Genomic DNA, 26,641 nt, shown 5'->3' with positions numbered 1-26,641 from the left:
TCGGCCGTCGGTCGGCATGCGCACCGGTGTGTCGTCACGCGCCGTTCGTCGTTCGCGTCTTGCCTTCGTCGCCGGCTTTCGGATGCACGTACGGCAATTCATGGGGAATCCCTTGGCGCAGGAAATTGCTGATCGCCTGGTTGATCCGCCTCTCGGAGGCCAGGTTGTCGGCCATCGGAAAATGCAGCCCCTTGACCATGTCGAACCGGTGGATGTCGATGGCCGCATTCATCACCGCGCCGAAGGCGGCGGCCGATTCCACCGCCGCGCGGTAGCCGAGGCACGCCATCGCGACGAACCCGAAGGGCACCAGAAGCCAGTATCCGTGACGCAACAGGAATCCGAACGACACGAGTGCGCAGACGACGAACGTGGGCACGAGACGAACGGAAACGTCGAGCTGGTTGCGGGCGCTATCGACGAGGCGGCCCAGCCCCTCGCCGATGTGCGGGTAGAGCCTCGGCCAGACGGTCACGGCGTCGAGCCCGTAGCGGCTGGTCGCGAGATCCTCGGCCGCTCGGAGTGCGTTGCCGAGGCTCGTAGGAAGCAGCCGGTCTTCGGCGGGGTAGTACTTGAGCAGCCGGCGCGCCGCCGAGTCGACTTCCGATTTCCGGCTCGGTGTCGGCGGCTGTTCGATGTTTTGCACGATGGCGACCAGCGCGTCTCTTTTCTTCTTCTGCCGATTCAAAAAGAGCTTCCCGAGGCGGCTGGATGACGCCAGTTTTCCCCAATAGCCCTCGAGCACCCGCACCAGCGCTTCCTGCAACGGCATGGTGAGGAGAGACAATACGAGCACGGCGAATATCAGCCCGAGCGATTGGGTCAGGTCCAGTTCTCGTATCGCCTTCGCAAAACTCGCCCATGACGGGGACGCCGCAGGCGCGCCCGACGCATTCAGTCCCACGATCAACACGGCCACCGACAGGATCGGCAGGAACGCGACGAGGAAGAACCTGGCGCCCAGCTCCTTGAATCCCGCTTCGAACAGCGCATCGAACTTCATGCCGGCGACCCCGCCGCGACTTCCATTTCACGGGGCGAATGGCCGTTCTGACACTTGGGCGGCGGCACGCCGTCGAGTGGAATGATGTCCACCTGGCGATGACATTCCGGACATTCGTATGTCCGCAGCACGAATCGGGCGACGCCCGGCAGCGATCCTTGTCCGGCGCCGCCGAAACTGGTCAAGAGAAGCTGAAAGTCGCCGGAACGTTTCGCCTGCGCCATCGATTTCTTCGTCACCAACGCCGAGATCGATTCGAATTTGGGATTGGCTCGGTGGATATAAAGTTTTACGACGAATTCAGGATGGGCGTCCAGGTAGCCGCTTATCCAGTCGAAAGTCGCGGTGACGTCGGTTTTAACCGGAATCCCGATGCGAGCCGATACGGGCTCCACCGTCTCGGCCTGAATGGCGTCGAATATTTGCCTGAACGCTTTCATCGCACTCTCCAGCCTCGCGGCATCTCGCTTCGGCGCCGGCGTCCGGTTCAGTCGGCCGGTCGCGCCTGTCGGGGCACGCTCGAAATCGAGCGCGTGCGGCCTCGCGCGAAGCCACACGCGCCGATCGGAGCGGCGGGCGCTTGCGTCGACGCTCGGTCGCGTGCGCGCGGGTTCAAAAGCGCCGACGCGTCGAGCGCGCGAGGCGACGCGCGCTCAGGAGAGCGAACGGATCTCGGCGATGTTCCGCGTGAGCGAGCTCGCCGCGGGCGAGCATTGCGCGGCGGCAAGCGATCGTCGACATTCGACGCCCGGCGATGCGTGCGATGCGTGCGGCGTCGAGCGCTTCCCATTTCGTTTTCTGTCTCGTTTCCCATGTCGTTCCGTTTGCGAGCACGGCGAACCGCGATCCGGGTTCGTTTGCGTCACCCCGTGTTGCTCGGATTCCCCGATCCGAACGCCTTGTTGAACGCCGTCTCGAAGCTGTTCACGCCGTTCGCGTCGACGATTTGCGCCATCGTCGCCGCGTAGTCGATGAAGTAGGGCGCGGCGCCGAGCAGCAGCGAGATCTGGTGCGCGTAGCTGAGCCCCGCCTGGTCGAGCGCCATCGACGTATCGACGAGCCCCGCGAATCCCGCGTCGTTCAGCACGCCCGGCCCGAGCCATCCGATCGGAATCGAGAACCAGCCCGCCGCCTGTTCGTTCGTCGTCACGAGGTTCGGCAGCAGGCCGAGCATGTTGCTCGCGTTGAAGCCGTTCGGCATCGACAGTTGCGCGAGCGATTCGGTCACGCCCGCTGCGTTGTCGGCCGAGTTGATCGCCGTCGACGTGCTCGTGAAATCCGCGAACTTCTGGCCGAACGCGCCGATGTTCAGGAAGTTGTCCGGCTTCGCCGCGCCGCTGATGCCCGTGCCCGCGATCGCGCCGATGCCCGCGCCGAGCAGCGTGCCGAGCACCGCGCCCCATGCGGCGCCCTTCGCCATCGCGATCAGCATCGATTCGGCGTTGCCCTTGCCGCCCGCATAGCCGATCGCGAGCCCCGTGCCCGCGCCCGCGAGCGTGCCCTGGATCGCGCCCGCCGCGACGAACGACAGGAATGTTTTCGTGCCGCCGATCAGCGTGTCGATGCCGGCCGCGGCCGCGCCGCCGAGCGCGCCGCCGATCAGCGACGTCGCGCCGCCCAGGAACGCGCCGAGGAACGCGCCCGCCCACAGATTGCCGCCCGCCTTCTGCGCGGCGAGCTCGCCCGCGATCGCGCCGCCCAGGCTGCCGAGCGCGACGCCCGCGAGGAGCCACCCGCCGATGTTCGCGGACAGCACGCCGAGCGCGACGAGCGTCGCGCCGCCCGTGAAAATCGCGCCGACGACGCAAGCCGCCGCGAGGATCGCGACGCCGATGATCTCGAGCACGCTCAGGAAGCTGCAGCCGTTCGGGTCCGCGAGCAGGATCGGATTGCCGAGGCAGTACGCGTACGGGTTCCACGAGCCGACCGTGTACACGCTCGTCACGACGGGGTCGGGGCTGATGAACTGGCCTGCGCGCGGGTCGTACCACCGCAGGCCGTGGCAGACGAGGCCCGTCGCGTCCGTCGCGCCGAGCGCGAGCGCCACCACGGCGACGCCGCCCGCAAGCGCCGCGCCGTCGGCCGGGCGCGCGTAACCGAACGGCGTTTGCCGCACGCGCGTGCCGTACGCGCCGTTCGAATCGGTGACGAGATCCATCACGCCGAGCGCGTTCGGATGCACGAAGGTCAGCGCGCCGCCGATGTCGGCCGCGATCCGCTGCCTGCCGAACGTGATCCATACGATCGCCGCGTCGCCCTGGAATTCGATGTCCTCGGTCGGGCTGAAGTAGGTTTGCGCGCCGTTCTTCGTCGAGCGCGCGCGGCGGCCCTGGTAGTCGTAGGTGTGCGCGATCTGCGTCGCGTCGGGCAGCGTCACGCCGCTCAGATGATCGGCCGCGTCGAACGCCGCCGCGCCGAAGCGGCCCGTCGTCATCCGGCCGGCGGCGTCGAACGCGATCGCCGCGCCGCCGATCGACGCGAGCCGGTGCGTGCCCGGCTCGTACGTCAGCGCGCCCGCGTCCGTGGCGGCCGTCGCGTTGAACGCGTCGTCGAAGGTCCAGCCGTGCGTGTCCGCGGCCGTCGCGCCTTGCCGGTAGTTCGCGCTCGTCAGGCGGCGCAGCGCGTCGTAGCCGAAGTCGACGCTGTCGTCCGCGGCGTTCGCGCTCGCGAGCGTCGTGGCGAGGCCGTCGCGGCGCGTGAGCGTCGTGTCGCGCAGTACGTTGCGCGATGCGTCGAGCACGCGCACGCGCGCGATGCCGCCCGCGTTCGCCGCGTAGTCGATCAGCGTCGACGCGCCGTTCGCGTAATCGATCGACGTCAGGCGTCCGAACAAATCGTAGGCCGCGTCCTTCACGACGCCCGATGCGCTCACGAGCCGCCCGTCGGCCGCATAGCCGTAGTCGATCGTACGGGCCGCGCCGCCCGGCGCGGTCGCGGGCAGCGTCGCATTCGCGAGGCGACCGAGCGCGTCGTACGCGCGCCGCGTGACGAAGCTTTGCCCGGTGGCGGCGACGGTGCGCGCGGTGGTCGTCTTGCGTCCCGCTTCGTCGTATTCGAAGACGACCGCGCCGATCTCGTCGGTGATGCGCCATACGCGCGTGAAGCGATTCGCGGTAATGCCGTCGGCGGGCGGCGCGCCGCTCGCGTCGGCATATTCGTAGCGCACGCGCGGCGTCGCCTCCGCGTCGTGATACACGTTCGTCACGCGGTTCATCGCGTCGACGTCGGTGCGCACGATCTGGCCCGCCGCGTTCGTGCGCGCGCGCTGGTTGTCCGATGCGTCGAGGAAGAACACCGTGCGGCCCGTGTCGGGGCTTTGCTGCGCGAACACGCGGCCGAGCAGGTCGAGCGTGAACGCGACGTGCGCGCCGCCCGGCAGCGTCACGTCGCTGACCTTGCCCGACGGCGCATAGCCGTAGCGCTGCTCGACCCAGTGATCGCCCGCGTTGCGCGCGACCGACACGAGCTGGCCCGCCGCGTCGTACACCTGCCGCTCGACGTCGGCCGCCGCGGCGCCCGGCCATGTCTCGCTCGTGATCACCGTGTCGCCTTCGCGGCGGCTCGTCACGACGAGCCCGTCGGGCCGCGTGAGCTGCACGAGGCGGCCGAGCGCGTCGTAGATCGAGGTGGTCGCGCCGGTGCCGTCGGGCGGCGGCTGCCAGCCCGCGCCCGTCGCCGCGTACGGCAGGAACGATGCGGCGACGAGGCCGCGCGCGTTGCGCCGCACCGCGTTCGTGACGGTCCATTGGCCGGGCGCGGCGGCGGGCGTGCCCTTGCCGAGCACGTTGCCCGCGCCGTCGATCCACGTGACGGCGGGCACGGTGTCGTTGCCGCCGTGAGCGCTGCGCGTGGCGCTCGTGATCGTCGAGATCGCGCCCGCCGCGTACGCGAACGCGATCGTCGGCAGCGCGGCCGTGTCGAGCGGGCCGATCGTCGCGACGACGCGGCCGAGCGCGTCGAATGCGTCGGTCGTCAGGTGGCCGTTCGCGTCGGTGAGCGACGCGGTCTGGAACACGCGCGCGTCGGTCGTCGCCGACACCGCGTTGCCGAGCGCGTCGATCACCTTGACGACGCGCTGCCCGTTCGCGTCGTATTGCAGCGTCTGCTGCGCGCCGAGCGGGCCTTTCGTCGCGAGCGTCGGCCCCGTCGCGTTCGACCCGCGGGCGTGCGCGCGCCGCGTCTTCCACCAGCCGGACGCGTCGCCGCTCAGCCGGTGGTAGCCGTACTGCGTGAGATCGGGCGGATGGTCGCCCCAGACCGACGCGGCGAACGCGTCGTCGAACACGCGGTCTTCGATGCGTGTGACGAGGCCTTGCGTCGCCTGGCCTTCGGGTAATCCGGTGAACGCGTCGCCGTCGTAGAAGCAGATCGATGCGGACACGATGCCGCCGCCGGGCGCGGTCTGCGTGATGCGTGCCGGCAGCCTCAGGTTCTTGCCGCCCGTCGCGAGCGTGGTCGTCGTCGTCACGTCCTGGTCGGGCGCGGCGACGCCCGTGCGCTGCGCGCGCGTGCGTTGCGACGTGACGTCGCCTTCGTTCGTGATCGCGAGATAGTCGACGGTGCGCGTCGACACGATCGCGCCTTGCCGCTCCCAGCGCTCTTCAGTCGACGTCGTGCAGTACGGCACCGCGATTTGCTTGCCGTTGCCCGCCGTCGACGCGACGAGCAGCGCATCGTACGCATGCCGCGTGATCGAATACGGCCGGCTCTCGAGCGGCGAGCCGTCGAGCCCGTACGTCGCGGTGACGAGCGGCTTGCGGCGCAGCGCGCCTAACTTGAGCGCGTCGTCGTTCGTGAGCGGGCGGCTCGGATCGGCCGGATCGAGCCCGAGATGAAACGTCGTCTCGACGCGCAGCGTCGGGCACGACGCGTCGCCGAGCTGTTCGCTGTCGACGCGGCCGAAGCCGAGGAACGTGCGCGTCGCGGGATCGTAGCGCGCGTCGTGATAGGCGTAGCGGGTCGACGTCGTCGCGCCGGTGCCGTGGTCGGTCTGGTCGGTGCGCGCAACGCACTGGATCGGAAACGGATGATAGGTTCGCCACGGCGCGCCGGCGGTGGCGTCGTCGCGCGCGTATTCGGTGCTCGTCCGGTAGCCGATGTGCGTGCTCTGCGCCGCGCCGTGCGTGAGATCGGTCAGCAGATACGGCTTCGCGCCGCCGCCGAGATCGAGATAGGCCTGGCGCGACGCGCCCGCGATCGACGGCAGCTGGAAATGCACGCCCGCCGTGCCCGAGCCGAGCAGGTCGACGACCCGGTAGCTGCCCGGAACCGCGACCGGCGTGCCGGGAATCGCGACGGGCGCGGCGAGCCGCGTCGCGCCGACGTTGCGCCATAGCGTGACGGATTGCAGGCCGACGTAGACGAGGTCCGCGCAGCCGTCGCCGTCGACGTCATACAGCGCGAGCCGGCGCGGATCGAAATCGCGCGCGAACGCGGGCGACGGCGTCATCGCGATCGCCGCGTCCCAGCCGCCGTCCGCGCGCGCGGGCCAGTACGTGAGCCCGCTGCCCGTCACGCGCACGATGTCCATCAGCCCGTCGCCCGTCATGTCGGCGAGATGCACGTGCGGATCGGCGAGCGATACGGGCGGCGTGCGCGCGGGCGGCAGCACGCGCGGCGCGTCGGACCACGTCGTCGGGCCGTCGCGCAGGTACATCAGCCAGCCGCGCCCGGTGTCGAGCAGGATGTCGGTGATGCCGTCGCCGTTCAGATCGAGAAAGCGCAGCCGCACGTCGCTCGGCGAGACGGCGGGCGCGCGCTCGAACACGATCGGCCGGCCGAAGCCCGCGGGCTCCGAGCCGCCCGGCGCGGATAGCGGGTAGTAGCCGGAGAACGGCTCGTCGAGCACGAGCACGTCGACGCTGCCGTTGCCCGACATGTCCGCGAACGCGACGGACGGCGCCGACAGGCGCAGCGGCGCGGCCGTGCGCGCGAGCGGGCGCGGCGCGCCGAACCGGCCGCCGCCGAGGTTCGGATGCATCGTCGGCATGCCGTCGCCGAGATGGACGATGTCCGGCAGCCCGTCGCCGTTCAGGTCGACGAGATCGGTGTTCGGATCGGACAGCGGCGTCGTCCAGCCCGTTACCGGCACGAGCGCGGGCGCGCCGGGCTTCGAGTACGCGAACGTGCGATCGGGCGCGGCGAGGATCGAGCCGTCCGCCGCGTGGCCTTGCTCGCGGATCGTCGCGAGCAGCGAGCGGCCGTGGCCGTTGTCGTCGTCGTACAGCAGCGTCCAGCTGCGCACGAGGCTCTGCGCTTCGGTTCTCGCGTGCAGCTCGATGCGGCTGCAGCGCTTGTCGAGCGTGACGGGCGCGCCGTAGCCGCCGTCGACGAGCACGTCCGGCCGGCTCTCGTAGACGAACACGAGCTGGTACGTGCCCCACGCGATCGTCTGCGGCACGCGGTTGCCGCCGTCGGCGAGCCACGTGTACGCGATCGCGTTGCCGGCGCTGTCGGTGCAGCGATCGACGAGCCACGCGGCGGGCAGCGCGCCGCCGTCGCCGATCTGCGCGTTCGCGCTCGTGCCGAGCGTGTACTGCGTATCGGTCTTGTCGGTGGCCGTCCACGACGCGCCGGTGAATTCGATCAGCAGTCCTGTCGCATCGACGATCGGCCGAAAGCGCCGCGCGCCCATGTCGACGAGCTCGCCGACGCCGACGAGCGTGCACGCGCCGGGCGGCGCGGGCTCGGCCGCGCCCGTCGCCGGCGTGATCCTGCGGCGGATCGTCATCAGCCCGAGCGACCAGCCGAGGCCGAACGGCCCGTCGCCCGTGCCCGCCGAATACTGCAGCGTGTGCGGCGGCGTGATGCCGTTCGGGCCGGCCGGCACCGTCAGATCGAACTTCAGCGTCGCGGTGCCCGTGTTCAGATCGACGCTGAAGTCGCCCCCATCGCCGCTGACCGATCCGCCGCCGGAAGGCAGGTTCAGGATCTCGTCAGCGGTACCGCTTGTCTTGGCCACGGTTCGCCTCCCGATCGGAATTCAGCTGCGCGGCTTGAACGCGTAGTCGATGACGAGCACGAGATTGATGAGCGACGACAGATCGAGCTTGCCGCCCGGCGCGAGCGACGGATTCGCGGCGGCGCCGAGCGTGAGCGTCCAGTCGCCGAGCGCGGAGCCGCCGACGGCGCCCGCCCACGCGCTGCCCGCGCCCTGCGACGAGATCGCGCCCGTCGCGTCGGTCACGCCGGACAGCGCGCTCTTGCCGGGCGCGGCCAGCGCGATCGTGACGTTCGACGCGGACGTGCCCGGCTTCATCGCGACGAGCAGGCTCGCCGCAGTGACGCTCGGCGCGGTCTGATCGATCGGGAAATCCGCGGCGGACAGGTTGAGCGTCAGCGCGCCCGTCGACACGAAGCCGTAGAACAGGTCCGGATACAGCCATGCGAGCGGAATCGAACGCTCGCGGTTGTAGAAGCCGGGCCGGCTCGCGAGCTGCGCGAGCACGGGCTGCACGAGGCGCGGATCGAAGCGCGCTTCGTAGATGAACGTCAGCACGACGTCGGTCAGCGTGCCGTAGTTGATGTCGTTGAGCGCGGGCGGCAGGCTCAGTGTCCAGCTGCTCGCGACGCCCGCGCCTTCGAAGATGCCCGTCTGGTTGTCGGGCGGCGGCGCGAGCACCGCGTCCTGCACGGGATCGTAGTCCGAAATGATTTGCGTCTCCGCGCTCTGCACGCGCACCTTGCTCGGCGCGGCGGGCGTCGCGACGTCGGCGGGCAGCCGGTAGAACGAGATGCCGTCGTTGCCGAGCGTGCCGGACACGCCCGTGGGCGGCACGATGCCCTGCACCGACACGAGCACGCGCCGGATGCGGCCCTGGTAGGTGCCGGGGTAGGCGGAATCGAAATCGTCGAGCGTCGTCTCGAACGTCATCGTGCCCGTCTTGCGGAGCTGCGTCTCGAACAGGTAGCCGTAGCGGCTCGCGAGCGAGATCGACTGCTTCAGGTACTGCTTCTTGCCGCGCTTCGCGTTGACGAGATCGTCGGTGAACGACTGGATGTCGGCCATCAGCGCGTCCGCGGCGAGCAGCCCGTCGACGACGCCCTGATACGACGCCTTGATGAACGACACGCTCGTGTCGTTCTCGAAGTTGTACGCCTGCTGCATCAGCTTCGCCGCGCGCAGCGCCATGTCCATGTAGCGTTCGTAGATCTGATCGACGAAGTTGCCCATCGCTCGCCAGACCTGCGGCGTGAACGTGTCCGCATCGAACACGCCGAGCGTCTGCGCGGCCGCTTGCGCGTTGAGCTGAGCGACCGCGAGATTCGCGCCGGCCGCGCTCACCTGCGCGTTCGCCGCGGCGGCCTGCGCCTGGGCCTGCGCGAGCGCCTGCTGCATTTCGCTCGTCGTGCGGTTCATGCTGTCGATCTGGAACTGCTGGCTCAGGCGGTTCGCGGCGAGATTGGTGGCGGCCGCGACGGTCGCCGAATCGCCGGAGATCCTCTGGCCCGACAGATATTGGTTTGCCATCGCGCTCACGCCGTTGTAGTCGCCGTCGTCGCCGCCCGACACCTGCTGGCCCGTCGCCTGGATGATGATCACCTGGCTGTTGAGCGATCCGTACTCCTGCGCATTCTTCGCGGCGTTCGTCGCGCGCGTCTGCGCGACCGTCACGCCTGCCTGATACGCCTGCGCCTGCGCTTGCGCGACGGCGAGCTGCTGCTGCGCGGCGTTGACCTGGCCGTTCGCCTGCGACACCTGGTTCGCGAGCTCGGTGCGCGTCAATGTCGCCTGGTCCGCCTGGTTCCAGAAGTTGATGACCTGGTTTTCCGCCTGCTGCGCGAGCTGCGCGAAATTGATCGCGACCTGCTGCAGATAGCTGAACGACCAGATCGGCACGGCCGCCGCGTAGGTGCCCCAGTAGTCGAGCCCCGCGCCGATCTGCACGAGTTTCGCGTAGACCTTGAGAAGGACGGCCGCGATCGCGACGTCGTCGGCCGACACGCCGCTCGTGCCCGTTTGCGCGAGCGTCGCGAGCTGCGGCAGCAGCGCGGTCGCGCTCTTCGCGGCGCTCGCGAGCCCCGCGATCTGGTAGAGCGACGCCGCGGGCGCGGCCGGGCTGCCCGGCGTGACGACCTTGCTGTAGATCGCCGTCGCACCCGCGCGGTCGCCCTGCTGGTAGAGGCTGTCACCCCAGGCGCCGTAGAGCCCCGCGAGCGCGACCCACACGTACGGGCCTTCCGTCGTCGTGTTGATGTACGCGTAGGCCGCCGCCTGCAGGTAGTAGGTCTCGGCGTTCGCGTAGTCGCCGAGCGCCTGGTAGCACTGCGCGATCGCGAGCGGGATCGTATAGAAGTAGTCGTGCGGGAGCAGCACCGAGCGCTCCCAGAGGCTGTTCGCGTTCGTCAGCGCGTCGGGCAGCGCGGTCGCGGCTGCATGCGGCGCATAGAGGATCGTCTTGATCGACGCGATGTCCGGCGTGCCGCTCGCCGCCCACTGGATCGTCTTGACCGCGGTTTGCGCGCCGCTGCCCGTCAGGAGTCCGACCTGCTTTTGCGCGAGCAGCGTGATCGGCAATTTCGGTATCGGCAGGATCTTGATCGGCGTGAGCGCCGCGGGCGCGAGGTCGATGCCGCGTTGCGGCAGCGCGCCTGTCACCGCCGGATGAAAGGCCGGCGTCGCGCCCGGCGCGGCCGGCGGCGCGACGTTCGGATTCGCGGCCGGATGCACGGTCGGGTTAGGCATCTGCGGCGGCGAGAACGCGCCGGCGACGGTCGCGTCGAGCGCCTTCGCACGCGCGACGGCCACGTTGCTCGCGGCGCTGTTGCCTTGCGCCGTGTAGACCGATGCGAGCTGCATGTCCGACAGCGCCTGCGCGGTCGCGGCCGGATTCGCGCTGACGGGCGTGAGCCCCGCGCCGTGCAGCGCGGCGGCGCCGGCGAGCGCCTGCGCGGGCGGCGGCGTCGCGGGCCGCACGGGGCTCGCGGGCGCCGGCACGGACAGCACGTTCAGCCATTGCGACGTCGCGGACAGCAGCGAATCGAAGAGCGCGGGATCGCGCGGCAGCCGCGAGCGCAGCCTGCCGCCCAACTCGGGGTCCCATTGCGGATCGAGCTGCGAGTAGATCAGCGATTCGCAGGCGAAGTAATCGTCGAGCGCGTCGTCGTACGCGCGGGCCTTGAACGACGCGGCGGCCGACGCGAGCAGCGCATCGATCTGCGCGAGCAGCGCGGCGTCCGTGTTCGACGTGCCGACCGCGCGCGGATTGACGGGCGGACGATCGATGAAGCTGTAGGTCAAAACGCGCTGTGTGAGCGAAAGCATCGTGGCGCCCCCCGGCAATGGCGCGCGGCCGCGTTCGATCGCCGGATGGCGGTCGGCCGGCCGAGCACCTGGTTCACTGTTGCAACTTCGTTCGCGCGGACAGCGATGACGGCGTCGAGCGGTGCGCGCCGCTTTTGCCGAGGCAATGCGAAATCGAAAACCGGCGTGTCGAGACAATGGGAGTGCATGCCCGTGTGCATGCGGGCGCGTCGTCTCTTTAAATGATTCCTTGTCTCAATATCGTTATTGTCAGATCAATTCGACTGTCGAAATTTTTCCAATTCGCCCGAAAAGACAAACCGCCGACAGCCAGGTCGAGACGCGCCCTGTTCTTGCGCGGATGCGTGGGGACCCCGTCGTGGCGTGCGCCGCGCACCGCGAGCAAGCGGTTTCTTTCTGACTTCGCGCGCTTGCCGGAACGTGGCTTGCTCTACTTTAGGCGGATATTCGGTTAAGTCAATTCGCAACTTTGAAGCAATTCGTTCGCCATTGGATCGGCTGGCCGATTTCATTTAAAAGGCCATTCAATTGCGTCGGCAATTAATTAAGAATTACATGCCGGCATGAAAGGGCGAGCAAGCGGGCGCTGCCGGTTCGATGCGAAGGCGCACGGCGCTTGCGCCGCCTGTGCCGCCTGCGGCCGGTGCATGACCGGTGCGCGGCCGCCGCTCGCCTCGAATGCGACGTGCGCCGCCTGCGGCCGATCACGTTCGGTCACGCTCGACCCTTCGGCGCGCACGGAAACGAGACGGCCGATTCGCCGCGCGTCATTCGGCATCCTGACAGAACAATTTCAATCCGATGTCGGAATCGTCGACGACATAGCGGGCGCGCCGCGTCGCTCATGCTCATGCGTCGTGTCGCTTCGCCCGCCGCGCGAAAAACAAAACCCGGCGGGCCCCACCGGACCGCCGGGTTTTTCGTTTGCGCGTTGATTGTTCTATCGATCCCGCCGAATTTGGGCGAGAACGCTTGTGTTATCGCGCAACGACTCCAAGGTGCCACCGAACGCGTTTTTATTCCGGACGGGCGATGCGTTGCCCGCCGGGCGCCGTTTCGAATCGACGACGCACGATTTGCCGCAGCCGATGTCCGTCGCGCGTGCTCCGCTCGCCGCCGCCGCGGTTCGCCGCGGCGGCCGGTTCGCAGTCAGCCGGCCCTCGTTCGACGGTCACAGGCCGAGCGTGCCGCTCTTGCTCGTCCCTCCGATGATCGGCGCGCAGACGGTCAGCCGGTAATCCAGCTTCTTGCCGGGCACGTCGAGCGTCAGATCGACTTCGGACTTCAGCTTGTCGACCGCGCCGCCGAACCTGCCGCTCGGATGCGCGGGGTTCAGCGTGCAGCCGCCGATCCACTGCCGGGCGATGTACAGCTCGGCCGTCGCGGAAGCCGGTTCCCCGCTGACGCGAAACTCCAGCGTGACCGGGCCGATCGTCACCGAATGGCCGGACGCGTTGAAGATACTCTCGTCGAGCTGGTCGGCCCGAATGTGTGCGAGCAGGTCCTGGTTCATGCCCGTTCTCTTGTTGTTGTCGTCAGGAGATCGAAGCGGACGAGCGGCGATCGTCCGCTTACTCGGCGTCGAGCGTCGCCGCGGCGGCCGACACGGCCTCGTGACGAAACAGCCCGACTCTCACGGGGATGATCCCGTTCGCACCGCGAATGAAGATCTCCTTGTGATACTGGCTCTCGAACGAGCAAGTCGGCGTGCGGTACTTCTTGACGGTCGGCGACGGGCGCCCCGCGATGCCCGCGACCTCGAGCAGCACCCCGCCGATGAAGCCGGGATCGTGCACGAGATGGATGTTGCCGACGTTGAGCGGCGCCGCGCCTTCCGCGACGATGTGCAGGAACCCCGGCGTATGCGGGCTCAGGGCCGTGAACGTGGCCGTTGCGCTCGTCACCGAGACGAGGACCCGGCGTGGCTCGATGATGTCCGACGAACTCATGTTGGTCTCCGCGCGCTGCTTGTCCGCAGCGTCATGTATCGAGAGAAGCATCGTTGCCGGCATGCGGCGGTGCCGGTGAAACGAACGATACGGCGGCGGCGGAGCGAAATCCATTACATGCGATTACGCGCGGCGAGTCATGCGACGGATCGTTCGTCCTTCCTGCGCTCGCGTGCCGCAGGCGACATGACGGGCCGTCGAGGCGGCGGCCCGCGTTTCCGTTTTGCGTTCGATTGCATTCGAGCCAGGCGACGCACGCGCGACGTCACGACGTCACGACGTTCGGCGCTGTCACGGCGCGGCGCCATGCGCGATCGATCCGCGGCGCGCGCGGCTTGCATCGATGCGCGCGGCCGTCGCCGACGCCGGGGTTCGACGCGCAATCGATTTCGTCGCCGCCGCCCGTTGCCATGCAGGCCGGCGTGCGCGTGTGCGCATGCACGCGTGAAAACATCCTGTTTCCGACCGGCGCTTATATCGACTGTAACAGTCGACGATGCATTCGATTCGACGGCCGCGTGCCTATTGCGCGGCGTCGCGATGAAGCGCATTCGACGCGCCGCGTTTTCGCATCCGCATATCGATAATCGCGACGCATCGCGCGCGTTTCGAGCGGCCGTCGGTCATTCGATAAAAAAGGCCCGGCGATCCGTCGCCGGACGCCGGGCTCGTTCGTTCGCTTGTTGTTGTTCGACGATTTTCTGGCTTTGACGGAATTCGTCGTCTGTTGTCATGCAAACGATTCGGAATGCGGTGCGGTTCGCCGCCGGCCGGTTTCGATCCGGCCGGCGCGCCGCGCTCACGCGGCGTCGAGCGACTGCAGGAATGCGTCGGCTTCTTCGTGCGGGATCTGCTTGACCTCGACGACTTCGGTCTTGTTGCTGCCGTGCACGACGATCGTCGGGTGGAACACGCCCTGGAACGTATGTCGCACGCGATACGGCCGCGTGCCGTTCGTGAGCGGTCCCGTCCAGCCCATCACGTCGATCTTCAGTCCGCCGACGAAGTGCGGATCGCGTACCAGTTGAATGCCAGTCGTGAAGCGCGGCGCGTTGCCTTCCACCTCGACGATGAGGGCGCCGGGCACGCGCAGACCGAGCCACACGTAAGTGGCGGTCGCTTTTTCGAATGGTTCGGGTCCATAGAATCCCATGGCGGTCTCCAAACGCTAGATATCCGTAACATTTTCGAAATATTGAATCGTGACCGGCTTACGGCCGCGCCGGTGAAACAAAAAATAGGCAACGCGATCGGCGAAATCCATTACACCCAATTACGGCTTGTCGGCGATGCGGCGCTTGCCTATGATTCAACAGAATCTGATATTCGACCGTCAATCATTCACATAAGACGCGCACGACGTCCTAATCGGGTGCCGCCGGACGCCGCGCATTTTTCCGCAGGTCGACGAAATGGCGTTATTGGAAAACGGTCTTTCCGGGGAAGCCAGTCTGCTGCGCGCGCACCACGTATTGGGTCGCGATCCGCAGCGTTGCGACACGGTCATCGCCGATCCCTACGTGTCGCGCATCCATGCCAGCATCTGCTGGGCGGCGGGGCAGTGGGAACTGCACGATCACGGTCGCAACGGCACGTTCGTATCCGGGAGGTTCGTCGGCGAAGGCGAGTGCGTGGCGTTGCGCGACGGCGACCTGATCCAGTTCGGCAGCAGCGGCTCGGTGCGCTGGCGCGCGCGCCAACTGAGCGAGCCCGTCGACATGCTGTGGCCGCTGCGCGCGCCCGCGCAGCCGATCGCGCTCGATCGCGCGCAGGCGCTGCCGGGCGCGGCGATCACCGTGAGCCGCTCGGCGCAGGGCGACTGGCTTTGCAACGACACGGCGCCCGCGCGCGTGCTGCGCGACGGCGACGCGGTGATCTGCGGCGATTTCGCGTGGCAGCTCGTGCTCGCGCATCGCAACGTCACGGCCGCGCTGCCGCGCGTCGTGCAGGCCGCGACCTTGCCGCAGCGCGTCGACTTCACTGTGAGCCGCGACGAAGAGCACGTGACGGCGACGCTGCATACGCGCGGCGGCGCCGTCGACCTTGGCGCGCGCGCCCATCATTACTGCCTCGTGACGCTCGCCCGCGCGCGCTTTGCCGATGCGCAGGCCGGTTACGACGCCGCGTCGCAGGGCTGGATCGAGCTCGACGTGCTCGCGCGCATGCTCGGCCTCGACGAATCGCACGTCAACGTGCAGATCCATCGCGCGCGCACGCAGTTCCTGCCGCTCCTGTCCCCCGGTTCTCCCGAGCTCGTCGAGCGCCGCCGAGGCGGCGTGCGCTTCGGCGCGCTCGCTTTCCGCGTCGTGCGCGGCGACCGGCTCGAATGCCAGTCGGCCGAGTCCGACGCTTTCACGATACCGCCCGATCCGGTCGCGCGCGGCGCGTCGACGCTCGTCTCGCCCGCCGCGCTGGGCTGAGCGGCGCTTCATGTCTGCTTCCGCACGGGCCGATCGCGCGCGCGCCTGCGATCGCGGCGCGCTGCGCGCGATCGCGCCGCCGCTGCCCGGCGACGGCGACGAGCTACAAGGCGAGCACCGTTACCGGCTCGGCGCCGTGCTCGGCGAAGGCGGCGCGGGCCGCGTGCACGAAGCGGTGAGGCTCGACACGTCGCAGCGCGTCGCCGTCAAGCTGCTGCGCGAGGACGCGCCGCGCGGCGCGCGCGAGCGCACCCGCCTGCGCGCGCGCTTTCGCCGCGAGATGGCGCTGTGCGCGCGGCTGTCGCATCCGAACATCGTCGCGCTGCTCGACAGCGGCGAGACGGCGGACGGCGTGCTGTTCGCGGTGTTCGAGCACGTTGCGGGCCGCACGCTGCGCGCGCTGCTCGCGGCCGACGGCGCGCTGCCCGCCGAGGCGACGGGCGCGCTGATGGCGCAGGTGCTCGACGGCCTCGCGCACGCGCATGCGAACGGCGTCGTGCATCGCGACCTGAAGCCGCAGAACGTGATGGTGACGACGCGCGACGGCGAGCCGTGCGCGAAGATTCTCGATTTCGGCATCGGCGCGCTGCTGCCGGACGCGCATGCGGGCGACGAGCTGACGCTCACCGCGACGACCGAGGTGCTCGGCTCGCCGCAGTATTGCGCGCCCGAGCAATTGCGCGGCGAACCGCCGACCGCGAAGAGCGACTTCTACGCGTGGGGCCTGATGGTGATCGAATGCCTGACGGGGCAACCGGTGATGCAGGGCGCGAGCGTCGCGGACGTGCTGTATCAGCACCTGAGCCCCGTCGACGTCGCGCTGCCGCCCGCGATCGCCGCGCATCCGCTCGGCGACGTGCTGCGCGATGCGCTCGGCAAGGACCCGCGCCAGCGCGCGGAATCCGCGCAGACGCTTGCGAACCGGTTTCGCGCGATTCATTTTCCGGCGCTCGTCGGCGGCTTGCGCTACGGACGGCGCGCGCAGGCGGAGCCGGGCGTCGCGTATCGCGACCCCGGCGGGACGATCGCGGTTGACGCGCCCGTCGGGCGGCGGCAGATCACCGCACTGTGCTGCCGTGTCGCGGTCGCCGCGAACGGCGCGCAGCCGGACGACGCCGCGGCGGCCGAGGAAGCGCTCGACGTATTCCACGCGCAGTGGCTCACGCGCTGCTCGGACATCGCGGTGCGCTATGGCGGCCACGTCGCGGGCGCGCTCGGCGATACGCTGCTGTTCTACTTCGGCTATCCGGAAGGCATCGATCGGCCCGCTCAGCGCGCGTGCCGCGCGGCGCTCGAAATGACGCGGCACGCGGGGCAGACGGCGCTCGCGCCGCAACCGTCCGCCGACGGCGCGAGCGCGCCGGCATGGCGCATCGAGATCGCGGGCGCGATCCACGTCGGCACCGCGCTTGCGAACGCACGCGGCGCGTCGGGCGGCGCGATCGCGAGCGCGGCCGTCGGCCTGCAGCGCATCGCGCAGCCGGGGCGCATCCTGTTGAGCGACGAAGCGGCGCGCGCGCTCGAGCGCCACGTCGACGCCGCGGCGACGTCGCTCGCATTCGCCGCGCCAGGCGCGGCGCCGCAGCCCGTGCGCGAACTGCTCGGCGAGCGCTACGAGCGCGGGCCGTTCGAATCGCTCGAGCTCGGCGACGCGGCGCCGATCGTCGGGCGCGATCGCGAGCAGGCGGCGCTCGCGCGCGCGTGGCGCGATGCGGTGCGCGCGGCGGCGGGCGGCCCGCGCGCGGCCGCGCGGCGCGCGACGCTCGTCGTCGGCGAGCCTGGAATCGGCAAGTCGCGGCTCGTTCACGCGCTGCGCGAGACGGTGCGCGCACAGCACGGCGCGTGCGCCGCATGCGTGTGCCTGCCCGAGCAGACGAACCACGCGCTCTTTCCGATCCTGCGCTTCGTGCGCGCGCACTGGCAGCTCGACGCGGGCGATCCGCATGCGCTCGACCGGATGCTCGAAGCGTTCGACGGCGATCGCGCGTCCGCGCGCGCGACGCTCGCCGCATGGCTCGGCCTGCCGGGCGGCGCGGACAAGCTGCGCTGGTCGGGCGCGCGGCAGCAGCAGGCGCTCTTCGACGTGCTGTGCCAACTGCTCGGCTCGCTCGGCGGCGGCGGCCCGGTGCTGCTGATCGTCGACGACGTGCAATGGGTCGACAGCGCGACGGGCGATTTTCTCGACGCGCTCGCGCGCCACCCGGCATGCGCGGCGGTGTGCGTCGTGCTGACGTCGCGGCCGGAGCAGCTCGAGCGGTGGCGGCGCGGCGCCGAGCGGCTGATGCTGCGCCGCCTGTCGGCCGCCGCGACGCGCAACCTGATCGTGTCGCTGATGCCCGACGCGGGCGCGGACCGCGCGGCGCTCGACTTCCTCGTGAAGCGCACGGGCGGCGTGCCGCTGTACGTCGAGGAAACGATTCGCGCGCTCGTCGAAGGCGGCATCGTGCCGACTGCGGGCGCGCGCCTGCCGGATCTCGCGGAAGCGGGGCGCTGCCCGCTGCCGGGCAGCCTGCGCGAGACGCTCGAGCTCGCGCTCGAACGCGCGGACGACGCGCTCGACACCGTCCAGCTCGCCGCGACGATCGGCCTCGAAGTCGACGCGCGGTTGCTTGCCGACGCGTCGCCGCGCGCGGGCGCGGAGCTCGACGACTGCCTGCGGCGTTTGCTCGAAGGCCGCGTGCTGTACGCGCAGCACCGCATCGGCGGCGCGACGTACGTGTTCCGTCACGCGCTGCTGCGCGAGGCCGCGTACGAATCGATGCCGGCCGCGACGCGCCGCGAGAATCATCGGCGCGTCGCGCAGGCGCTGCTCGCGCGTCCCGCGGGCGGTGATCCGGCGGCGCGCTCGGCGAGCATCGCCGATCATTTCGCGCGTGCGCATGCGTTCGCCGATGCGGCGCCGCACGGCATCGAAGCGGCGCGCCGCGCGCTCGAGCGCGCGCTGCACGACGACGCGATCCGCTATGCGGGCGCGGTGCGCGGCTGGCTGCTGCATTGCGACTATCCGGGGCGGGACGAAGACACGGTCGCGATCGATTTGACGCTCGCGCACGCGCAAATGGCGCGTGACGGCTGGGGCGATCCGCGCGTGCGCGAGCACACCGACCGCGTGCTGTCGCGCGTCGGTGCGCTGGGCGACGCGAAGGCCGCGGCGAGCGCGCTGTGGACGATCGCCGTGTATCACCACGTCGCCGGCGATCGCGCGGCGGTGCGCCGCATCGGCGCGCAGCTGTCCGAGCTCGCTCGCGCGTCGGCGCGTGCGGATCTCGGCGTCGCCGCCGATACGCTGCACGGAATGAGCCGCTGGATCGACGGCCACTACGCGCTCGCGCTCGGCGCGTTCGACGCGGCGCTCGCCGCCTACGATCCGCGCCGCGACGGCGATCATCGGCGCACGTTCGGCCTCGACACGCGCGCGTGGGCGCTGTCCGCGCGCGCGAGCGTGCTGTGGGGCATCGACGACGACGTTGCGCGCACGCTCGCGCTCGCGCACGACGCGGTTCATGTCGCGACCTGCAGCGATCATCTTCCGACGATCGGCGTGACGATGATGTACCTCGCGCGGATGCAGCAATGCGCGGGCGATCGCGACGGCGCGCGCGCGACGTCGGACGCGGTGCTGCGGCTGTCGCGCTGCTACGGGCTCAACGCGGTCGAGCGCTACGCGGCCGTCGTGCGCGCGTGGTGCGACGGCGATCGTGACGCGGCGCGCGCGAACGTCGACGCGTTGCGCCAATCGGGCTGCATGCTCGGACTCACGTATTACGCGTCGGTCGTCGCCGACATCGACGCGGCGCGCGGCGACGCACGCGCCGCGATCGCGACGCTCGACGAATGTCTCGCGCTCGCCGAATCGACGGACGAGCGCTATTACGTTGCGGAACTGCTGCTCAAGAAGGCGCGCTGCTTGTGTGACGCGCAAGGTCGAAGCGCGGCCGACGTGAGCGAAGCGGCCGGCGCGGCCGAATTGGCCGAAGCGGCCGTCGCGCTATGCGCGCAGGCGGCCGCCGTCGCGCGGCAGAGCGGCATGGCGCGAATCGAGAAGAAAGCGCAGACGGAGCTGCGCGAGTTGCAACGAGAACTCCGTTCAACCACGGGAGAAAAGCGATGATGGACCGAAGCCCCAGTATGCCGTCGTACGACCAGTTTCTCGAATACCGCGCCGTGATCGTGCAGGCGATCGCCGTGGCGTGGCATGACTCGAAGTTTCGCGAGCGGCTGGTCGCCGATCCGGTCGGAACGTTGCATGAGTACTTCGACTATCGGTTTCCGATGAAGATGCATTTGGAGGTGCACGAGAACAGCTCGGCGTGGACGCCGCTCACGAACGGCGGCTGGACGACGAACGAGGTCAACCGGCTCGCGCTCATGCTGCCGCCGGCGCCGCCGCCGGAGCAGCGCGCGGCCGCGCTCGCCGCGTACAACGCGAAGCACATTAGTCTGTTCGGACCGGACCGCAAGGAGATCTGACATGGCCGACAACAACGCAGTCCCCACTCAGGAATCACTGCTCGAGTTTCAGGAAGTCTATCTGCGCGCAATCGCGCTCTCTTGGGAGAACGAAGCGTTCAGGCAGATGCTGCTCGCCAATCCGTACGATGCGCTCGAACGCTATCTCGACTATCGCTGCCCGTGGATTCTGGATCTCAAGATCGTCGAAGTCGCCGCGAAGGACGGGTACGGCTGGCATCGCGAAACGCAGCGCTGGCATCTGCCTGTCAACACGATGAGCGTCGGCATTCCGACGCGGCCCGCCAACATCGCCGAGGAAGGCATCGCGCTCGCCGAATACAACGACGCCGGGCCGGCGTATCTGTTCACCTGCTGCTGAGCCGTCCACACGGCGACGCGCGGCGCGGCCCGAGGCGCTTGGTTCGCGGGCCGCGCCGCCCACTTCGATCGCGGTGTCCGATACCGGGGGGACGATGCTCGACGACTTCTCGCGCGTGCTGCGTTTCAAGCCGCATCTGCTGGTGCGTGACGCCGGTCCCGGCGCGTTGTATGTGGTGGACGAATTCAGACGCTCGGTGCTGCCGGGCGACGTGTTTCCCGCGCTGGCCGCGTGCATGCGCGATGGCCTGACGATCGCGCAGACCTTCGCGGCGCTCGCCGCGCGCTTTTCGCAATGGGAGTTGCTCGGCGCGCTCGATCATCTGGCGCGGCGCGGCTACGTGCGCGCGGACGCGCCGGGCGAGCGCGACGCCGCGATCGGCTTCTTCGAACGAACGGGTGTGGACGGGGATGCGGCGGCCTGCATCGCATCGCGGCTCGCGGTCGCCGTCGAGGCGTTCGGCGTCGATCCGCGCGCGCAGCTCGACGCGTTCGCCGCGTGCGGCATCGGCGTGGCGCCGGATGCGGCGCTGACGGTCGCGTTGACCGACGGCTACGATCGCGCCGAGCTGACCGATGCCGCCGAACGCGTGACGGCGCGCGGCGGCGCGCTGCTCGTCGTCGCGCCCGATCGTGTGGAGCCGCTGATCGGGCCGCTGCTTGGGCCGCTGATCGGGCCGCTGTTCGGGCCGCTGTTCGGCGCGTCGATCGGCCAGCCTGCGGCAGCAGCGGCATCGTCGGCGGCGTCCGGCGAGACCGACGCGCCGCCGTGCATCGAATGCGTGCGCTACTGGACGGCGCTGAACCATCCGGTCGAGACACTGCTTGCGCGCATGCACGGCAGCGGCGCGGCGCGCCTGCCGAGCGTGCACAGCCGCGCGAGCGCCGCGGCCGTCGCGGCCGTCGTCGCGTCGTTCGTCGAGCAGATCGCGGTGAACGCGCAACGCCGCCGTCATGCGGGCTCGCACATCGTGTCGCTTCGCATCGATACGCTCGCGACCGCCGCGCACCGCGTGGTCAGGCGCGCGCAGTGTCCGCGCTGCGGCAATGCGGCGTGGATGCGCGAGCAGGCGGAGCGTCCGGTGACGCTCGCGTCGGCGCAAGCCGGGGCGCACCGCGAAGGCGGCCATCGGACGCTCGCCGCCGGCGATCTCTTCAAACGCTACGGACATCTGATTTCTCCGGTGAGCGGCCCGATCGCCTATCTGCATCCGATGCCGGGGCGCAACGCCGGCATGCGGCACGTGTACGTCGCGGGCTATCTGGTGTGTCCGCAGCGCGCGCCGCGCGAGAACCGCTTCGACAAGCTGTGCTCGGGCAAAGGCGCAAGCGATGCGCAGGCGCGCGCGAGCGCGCTCGCCGAAGCGCTCGAACGCTTCAGCGGCGTTTATCAGGGAGACGAAGCGGCGTTGCGCGGCAGCCTCGCGGAGCTGTCCGCGCACGCGCCGCCGCATGGCGCGCCGATCGACGTCAACGCGCTGCAGCAATACAGCGATCGCCAGTTCGAGCGGCGCGAGCGCCACAACGCGACCACCGACGATCCGCGCAAGCAGGTGCCGCAGCGCTTCACGCCGCAAAGCGTGATCGACTGGACGCCCGCGTGGTCGATCGCGACGGGCGCGCGGCGGCTCGTGCCGCTTGCCTATTGCTACGCGGAAGCGCCCGCGTCGAGCGGCACCGCGTATTGCGTGCACAACCCGAACGGCTGCGCGGCGGGCGCGTGCATCGAGGAAGCGATCCTGCAGGGCCTGCTCGAGCTCGTCGAGCGCGATGCGGTGGCGATCTGGTGGTACAACGAACTTTGCCGGCCGGGCATCGACATCGCGAGCTTCGGCGATCCGTATTTCGACGCGCTCGTCGCCGAATACGCGTCGCTCGGCTGGCGCTTGTGGGCGCTCGACATCACGCACGACCTGCGCATTCCGGTGTTCGTCGCGCTCGCGCGCGAAACGGCGACGGGACGCTTCTCGATCGGTTTCGGCTGTCATCTCGACAGCCGGATCGCGCTGCAGCGCGCGCTCACCGAGGTGAACCAGTTGCTCGACGTCGGCGCGTCGGCGCCGCCGCCGTGGGACGCCGACAAACTGTCCGGCGAGGCCTTCCTGCATCCCGATTCCGCGCTGCCGCCGATGCGCGCGCCGTTGCGTGCGACGGGGACGGCCGCCGATCTGAAGAGCGACGTCGAACGCTGCGTCGCGCGGCTGTCGGCCGCGGGCATCGATACGCTCGTCGTCGACAAGACGCGGCCCGACATCGGGCTGCCGGTCGTGCAGGTGATCGCGCCCGGCCTGTGCCACTTCTGGCCGCGCTTCGGCGCGCAGCGGCTGTATTCGGTGCCCGTTCTCGAACGTTGGCGCGAGCGGCCGCGCGACGAAGACGCGCTCAATCGCGCGCTGCTGTTTCTGTAGCGGCGTGGCCGGCGGCCGCGGCCGCCGGGCTTTCGGGCGCCGCGCCCGTTGCGCGCGCGCGGCGCGTTCGCATCGATGCCATTCGACGAGGAACGCACGTCATGACTCAAGCACAGAATCAGCCGTTCGCCCGCCCGTCGCGCATTGCCGAAGCGGAGTGGCAAGCGCGCGTTCAACTGGCGGCCGCCTATCGGATCTTCGACCATCTCGGCTGGAGCGAGCTGATCTACAACCACATCTCGCTGCGCGTGCCCGGCGAGGCCACCCATTTCCTCATCAATCCGTTCGGGCTGCATTACCGCGAGGTCCGCGCGTCGAATCTGGTGAAGGTCGACGTCGACGGCCATCCGGCCGGCCATGCGGACTGGCCGGTCAACCCCGCCGGCGTGACGTTTCATGCGGCGATTCACGCGGCGCTGCCGGATGCGCACTGCGTGATGCACGTGCACACCACGCCGACGATGGCCATATGCGCATCTCGGCGCGGGCTGTCGTTCTCCAATTTCTATGCGGCGCAACTGCACGGCCGCGTCGCCTATCACGATTTCGAAGGCATCACGGTGCGGCCCGACGAAGGCCAGCGGATCGTCGACAGCGCGGCGGGGCGCCCGGTGCTGCTGTTGCGCAATCATGGGCCGGTCACGATCGGCCGCACGCTTGCGCATGCGTTCTCGCTGATGTGGCTGCTCAATCGCGCATGCGAAGTGCAGGTCGCGACGCAGGCGGTGGGCATGCCGCTCGAGATCGACGCGCCGATTCTCGACGCGTGCGCGCGCGATTCGCTGAATCTCGATCCGCGCTACGGCGCGGGGCAGGATGCGTTCGATGCACTGCAGCGAATCGTCGATCGGCTCGATCCGAGCTATCGGAGCTGAATGCGCGGGGCGCGATGATTGCGCTCGAAATCGTTCACCGGATCGACTTCAAATATTAAGAATCAATTGATCCGGAACGTCGTCATTCGGAAGCAAAATTTGATGGTTTATTGTTTGAATTTAGATTTCAATAGATTATTTTCGCATGCTGTCGATGCGGCATGCATACGAATGTATTTTCGTCCGATGTTTGGCCGAACGGCATGCCAGAAGAGCCAAAGCAGGAAAAGCGGATGTCGCGTACGGAGAGCCTTAATTTGAAATGAATTGCGTCACCCAGCCCACACACTCGCGTCACGATGTCGTGGATGATCGCATCAAGTCGAATGGGCGCAAATCAAAATCGATTTGGTATCCGAATTTCGGATCGATTAATGGAATGCGTCCTCGAAATGATCGCGGCCTGCCGCTTCCGGTGATGCATCGATGGCTTCCGTCCCCAGTCGATTGTTTTGCGATCCGATCGCACGGCGCGTTCGGCGCTCGCGCGCGGCCATCGCGATCGCGCTGACGGCGGCCTTGCTCGGCACGGCGCTGCTGTCGGCCGAGCTTCGCGAAATTGCGCGCGGCCGCGCGTATTTCGCGATGCCGGCGAACATTTGCGCGCACCTTTCCCGTCGCGCGTTCGGCGCGGGCGGCATCGTCGCGGCGCCGTCATGGCACGCGGCGCAGAGCGGCGCGGCGGCGTTCGTCCACGCGCCGCGTGACGATGCGGCGCCGGATCTCGACGCGATCGAGCGCGTGCTCGGCCGCATCGGCGTGCACGAGCGGCGCTCAAGCGGCACGACGTGCACGGCGGATGCGGCGAACGCGATGGCCTCGGACGAATTGCTCGGGTGGCGGCTCGGGCCCGCGCGCGCATGCACGCTCGCGCAGTCGGCGTGGGGCGATGCGCCCGACCGCAGCGCCGACGCCGTGCCGCGCACCGCTTCGAACACGATGCCGCTACGGTCCCAGGCGGGCGCCGCGGCAGTCCCACAATTTCGCTCGCACTCGAACATGATTCACTCGACGTTTCGCGAACCGCTCGCCATCATGCTTGCCCTCGGCGTACTCGGCATGATCGCGCTCGCACTGCTGCCCGTGTTCCGGATCAGACGGCTCGCGCTTCGCCTCGGCGAAGCGGAAGGGGCACTCGCCATGAGCGAGGCGCGCGCCCGCGCGGCGCTCGTCGCCGTCGGCGACGGCGTGATCTTCACCGGCCGGGCCGGGCGCGTCGAATGCCTGAATCCCGCGGCCGAGCGATTGATCGGCATGCTTGCCGACGATTGCCGGGGCCGCCCGCTCGTCTCGGCGCTGCGCTTGTCGCGCGCGGACGGCGAAGCGGCCGATTCGTCGGGCTCGCCCGTCTCGCCCGACGCATCGCTCGGCGATCTCGAGGAGGGAGGCAGCCGCGATGTGATGCTGCATCGCACCGACGGCGGCGCGATCGCCGTGCGCGCGACGGCGTCGTCGATCGCGCCGCCGTCCGGGCACGTGCCGCGCGCATCCGGCAGCGGCCGCGTGCTCGTGCTGAAGAGTCTCGCGACGGAGCACGACCTCGTGCGCCGCCTTGCATGGCAGACGACGCACGATCCGCTCACCGGCCTGCCGAACCGCGCGGAGTTCGAACGTCACGTTCACTTCGCGCTCGCGGCCGATGCGTGCGGCCCGGTCGCGCTGCTGTTCGTCGATCTCGATCGCTTTCGGATCGTCAACGACACGTGCGGCTACGCGGCAGGCGACGCGATGCTCGCCGCGCTCGCCGCGCGCCTCGTCGCGTGCGCGGCGTCGGCCGGCATCGTCGCGCGGCTCGGCGGCGACGAATTCTGCGTGCTGCTCGACGCGCACGACGAAGCGGGGGCCGTATGCGCGGCCGAGCGCTTGCGCGCGAGCGTCGACGGCTTCGTGTTTGCGTGGGACAGCCAGCCGTTCTCGGTGACGGCGAGCGTCGGCGTCGCGCTGCTCGGCGCGCCGGAACGCACGCGGCGCGTCGAGGATGCGGTGCGCCTCGCGGGCATCGCGTGCGACGTCGCAAAGGCGCGCGGGCGCAATCGCGTGCAGCTCGCCGATCCGCACGATCGCGAGCTCGCGCATCACATCAGCGATGTCTCGTGGTGCGCGCGCGTGAGGCAGGCGCTCGAATTCGACGATTTCTGCCTGTACGTGCAGCCGATCGTCGATACCGCGACGCACGGCGAGACGGGCTTGCCGCCGCGTGCGAGCCGAGGCGAGCTGCTGCTGCGGATGGGCGCGCTCGGCGAGCGCGACAGCGTCGCGCCGCCCGGTCTTTTCATACGCGCGGCCGAGCGCTACGGGCTCGTGACCGACATCGACCGCTGGGTCGTGCGCACGGTGCTCGACGCGCTCGCGCGCACGCGTTACCGGCGCTTTACCGAATATGCGATCAATCTGTCCGGGATATCGATCGGCGACGAACGCTTCCTCGGCTACGTGCTCGAGCAGTTCGCGCGCACGGGCGTCGCGCCGGCGCTGATCTGCTTCGAGATCACCGAGACGGCCGCGATCGCGAACCTCACCGGCGCGCTGCGCTTCATGCACGAGCTGAAGGCGCTCGGCTGCCGGTTCGCGCTCGACGATTTCGGCGCGGGGATGGCGTCGCTCAGCTATCTGAAGCAACTGCCGGTCGAGTATCTGAAGATCGACGGCAGCTTCGTGACGGACATCGCGAACGATGCGGCGAGCCTCGACATCGTTGCTTCGATCAACGACATCGGGCATGCGATGAACTGCAAGACGGTTGCCGAATACGTCGACAGCGCGGCGACGCTGCAGAAGCTCACCGCGCTCGGCGTCGACTATGCGCAAGGGTATTACATCGGGCGGCCCGTGCCGTGGTGCGAGGCGGCGTATTCGTAGCGGCGCAGGCGGCGATCACGGGCGGCGATCGTC

At 69.3% G+C, this 26,641-nt stretch carries 17 protein-coding genes; 7 read left to right on the top strand and 10 right to left on the bottom strand.

What is annotated here, in order from left to right; genetic code table 11:
• Positions 1–34 precede the first annotated feature (34 nt).
• From WS78_RS16730 to WS78_RS16680, 9 genes are all read right to left on the bottom strand, one after another.
• Positions 35–1,003: a hypothetical protein gene (locus WS78_RS16730; protein WP_059575841.1), complete on the bottom strand. Its 969-nt coding sequence runs from the start codon at positions 1,001–1,003 to the stop codon at positions 35–37.
• Positions 1,000–1,443, bottom strand: coding sequence for a hypothetical protein (locus WS78_RS16725; RefSeq protein WP_038744423.1), 444 nt, complete (start codon positions 1,441–1,443; stop codon positions 1,000–1,002). The genes WS78_RS16730 and WS78_RS16725 overlap by 4 nt, the downstream gene beginning before the upstream one ends.
• Positions 1,444–1,865: 422 nt before the next feature.
• A complete protein-coding gene (locus WS78_RS16715) occupies positions 1,866–7,964 on the bottom strand; it encodes a toxin TcdB middle/N-terminal domain-containing protein (protein ID WP_059575848.1) in 6,099 nt (2,032 codons plus the stop codon).
• Between the two features lie 21 nt (positions 7,965–7,985).
• Positions 7,986–11,267 (bottom strand): Tc toxin subunit A-related protein, encoded by a 3,282-nt coding sequence (locus WS78_RS16710; RefSeq protein WP_059575850.1) that lies wholly within the window; start codon positions 11,265–11,267, stop codon positions 7,986–7,988.
• Positions 11,240–11,455: a hypothetical protein gene (locus tag WS78_RS38220; RefSeq protein ID WP_081989341.1), complete on the bottom strand. Its 216-nt coding sequence runs from the start codon at positions 11,453–11,455 to the stop codon at positions 11,240–11,242. Before WS78_RS38220 ends, WS78_RS16710 begins: the two co-directional genes overlap by 28 nt.
• A 983-nt stretch (positions 11,456–12,438) precedes the next feature.
• Complete coding sequence (locus WS78_RS16695; RefSeq protein WP_038744420.1) at positions 12,439–12,780, bottom strand: hypothetical protein; 342 nt, start codon at positions 12,778–12,780, stop codon at positions 12,439–12,441.
• A 58-nt stretch (positions 12,781–12,838) separates the two neighbouring features.
• A complete protein-coding gene (locus tag WS78_RS16690) occupies positions 12,839–13,216 on the bottom strand; it encodes a hypothetical protein (RefSeq protein WP_038744477.1) in 378 nt (125 codons plus the stop codon).
• Between the two features lie 623 nt (positions 13,217–13,839).
• Positions 13,840–14,019 (bottom strand): hypothetical protein, encoded by a 180-nt coding sequence (locus WS78_RS38215; protein WP_082717533.1) that lies wholly within the window; start codon positions 14,017–14,019, stop codon positions 13,840–13,842.
• On the bottom strand, positions 14,016–14,369 hold the full coding sequence (locus WS78_RS16680) for a hypothetical protein (RefSeq protein ID WP_059575854.1): 354 nt from the start codon (positions 14,367–14,369) through the stop codon (positions 14,016–14,018). Before WS78_RS16680 ends, WS78_RS38215 begins: the two co-directional genes overlap by 4 nt.
• 268 nt (positions 14,370–14,637) lie before the next feature.
• Here WS78_RS16680 and WS78_RS16675 point away from each other — a divergent pair, with 268 nt between their 5' ends.
• From WS78_RS16675 to WS78_RS16650, 6 genes are all read left to right on the top strand, one after another.
• The gene (locus WS78_RS16675) at positions 14,638–15,636 is read left to right on the top strand and encodes an FHA domain-containing protein (protein WP_052145001.1); all 999 of its coding nucleotides are present in this window, start codon (positions 14,638–14,640) and stop codon (positions 15,634–15,636) included.
• Positions 15,637–15,646: 10 nt separating this feature from the next.
• On the top strand, positions 15,647–19,747 hold the full coding sequence (locus tag WS78_RS16670; RefSeq protein ID WP_059575856.1) for a TOMM system kinase/cyclase fusion protein: 4,101 nt from the start codon (positions 15,647–15,649) through the stop codon (positions 19,745–19,747).
• A complete protein-coding gene (locus WS78_RS16665) occupies positions 19,744–20,106 on the top strand; it encodes a BMA_0021/BMA_0022 family TOMM bacteriocin (RefSeq protein ID WP_038744416.1) in 363 nt (120 codons plus the stop codon). The genes WS78_RS16670 and WS78_RS16665 overlap by 4 nt, the downstream gene beginning before the upstream one ends.
• 1 nt (position 20,107) lies before the next feature.
• Positions 20,108–20,467 (top strand): BMA_0021/BMA_0022 family TOMM bacteriocin, encoded by a 360-nt coding sequence (locus tag WS78_RS16660; RefSeq protein WP_038744415.1) that lies wholly within the window; start codon positions 20,108–20,110, stop codon positions 20,465–20,467.
• A 94-nt stretch (positions 20,468–20,561) separates the two neighbouring features.
• Positions 20,562–22,874, top strand: coding sequence for a TOMM precursor leader peptide-binding protein (locus tag WS78_RS16655; protein ID WP_059575858.1), 2,313 nt, complete (start codon positions 20,562–20,564; stop codon positions 22,872–22,874).
• 101 nt (positions 22,875–22,975) lie between these two features.
• Positions 22,976–23,749 (top strand): class II aldolase/adducin family protein, encoded by a 774-nt coding sequence (locus WS78_RS16650; RefSeq protein ID WP_038744413.1) that lies wholly within the window; start codon positions 22,976–22,978, stop codon positions 23,747–23,749.
• Between the two features lie 371 nt (positions 23,750–24,120).
• On the opposite strand, the gene WS78_RS37635 is transcribed toward WS78_RS16650, so the two are convergent.
• Complete coding sequence (locus WS78_RS37635; protein ID WP_226377159.1) at positions 24,121–24,348, bottom strand: hypothetical protein; 228 nt, start codon at positions 24,346–24,348, stop codon at positions 24,121–24,123.
• Here WS78_RS37635 and WS78_RS16640 point away from each other — a divergent pair.
• Positions 24,269–26,608, top strand: a complete 2,340-nt coding sequence (locus WS78_RS16640; protein WP_059575891.1) for a putative bifunctional diguanylate cyclase/phosphodiesterase — start codon at positions 24,269–24,271, stop codon at positions 26,606–26,608. The genes WS78_RS37635 and WS78_RS16640 overlap by 80 nt on opposite strands.
• The last annotated feature ends 33 nt before the right edge of the window (positions 26,609–26,641 follow it).

It is taken from the genome of Burkholderia savannae, assembly GCF_001524445.2.
Lineage (GTDB): Bacteria > Pseudomonadota > Gammaproteobacteria > Burkholderiales > Burkholderiaceae > Burkholderia > Burkholderia savannae.
The sequence above is the reverse complement of the archived record's forward strand: the minus strand, read 5'-3'. Positions and strand labels throughout refer to the sequence as shown.

Coding starts and splice junctions, on each gene's coding strand:
- WS78_RS16730 (WP_059575841.1), bottom strand. CDS start 1,003: ATGAAGTTCGATGCGCTGTTCGAAGCGGGATTCAAGGAGCTGGGCGCC.
- WS78_RS16725 (WP_038744423.1), bottom strand. CDS start 1,443: ATGAAAGCGTTCAGGCAAATATTCGACGCCATTCAGGCCGAGACGGTG.
- WS78_RS16710 (WP_059575850.1), bottom strand. CDS start 11,267: ATGCTTTCGCTCACACAGCGCGTTTTGACCTACAGCTTCATCGATCGT.
- WS78_RS38220 (WP_081989341.1), bottom strand. CDS start 11,455: ATGCACTCCCATTGTCTCGACACGCCGGTTTTCGATTTCGCATTGCCT.
- WS78_RS16695 (WP_038744420.1), bottom strand. CDS start 12,780: ATGAACCAGGACCTGCTCGCACACATTCGGGCCGACCAGCTCGACGAG.
- WS78_RS16690 (WP_038744477.1), bottom strand. CDS start 13,216: ATGAGTTCGTCGGACATCATCGAGCCACGCCGGGTCCTCGTCTCGGTG.
- WS78_RS16680 (WP_059575854.1), bottom strand. CDS start 14,369: ATGGGATTCTATGGACCCGAACCATTCGAAAAAGCGACCGCCACTTAC.
- WS78_RS16670 (WP_059575856.1), top strand. CDS start 15,647: ATGTCTGCTTCCGCACGGGCCGATCGCGCGCGCGCCTGCGATCGCGGC.
- WS78_RS16665 (WP_038744416.1), top strand. CDS start 19,744: ATGATGGACCGAAGCCCCAGTATGCCGTCGTACGACCAGTTTCTCGAA.
- WS78_RS16660 (WP_038744415.1), top strand. CDS start 20,108: ATGGCCGACAACAACGCAGTCCCCACTCAGGAATCACTGCTCGAGTTT.
- WS78_RS16655 (WP_059575858.1), top strand. CDS start 20,562: ATGCTCGACGACTTCTCGCGCGTGCTGCGTTTCAAGCCGCATCTGCTG.
- WS78_RS16650 (WP_038744413.1), top strand. CDS start 22,976: ATGACTCAAGCACAGAATCAGCCGTTCGCCCGCCCGTCGCGCATTGCC.
- WS78_RS37635 (WP_226377159.1), bottom strand. CDS start 24,348: ATGTTCGCCGGCATCGCGAAATACGCGCGGCCGCGCGCAATTTCGCGA.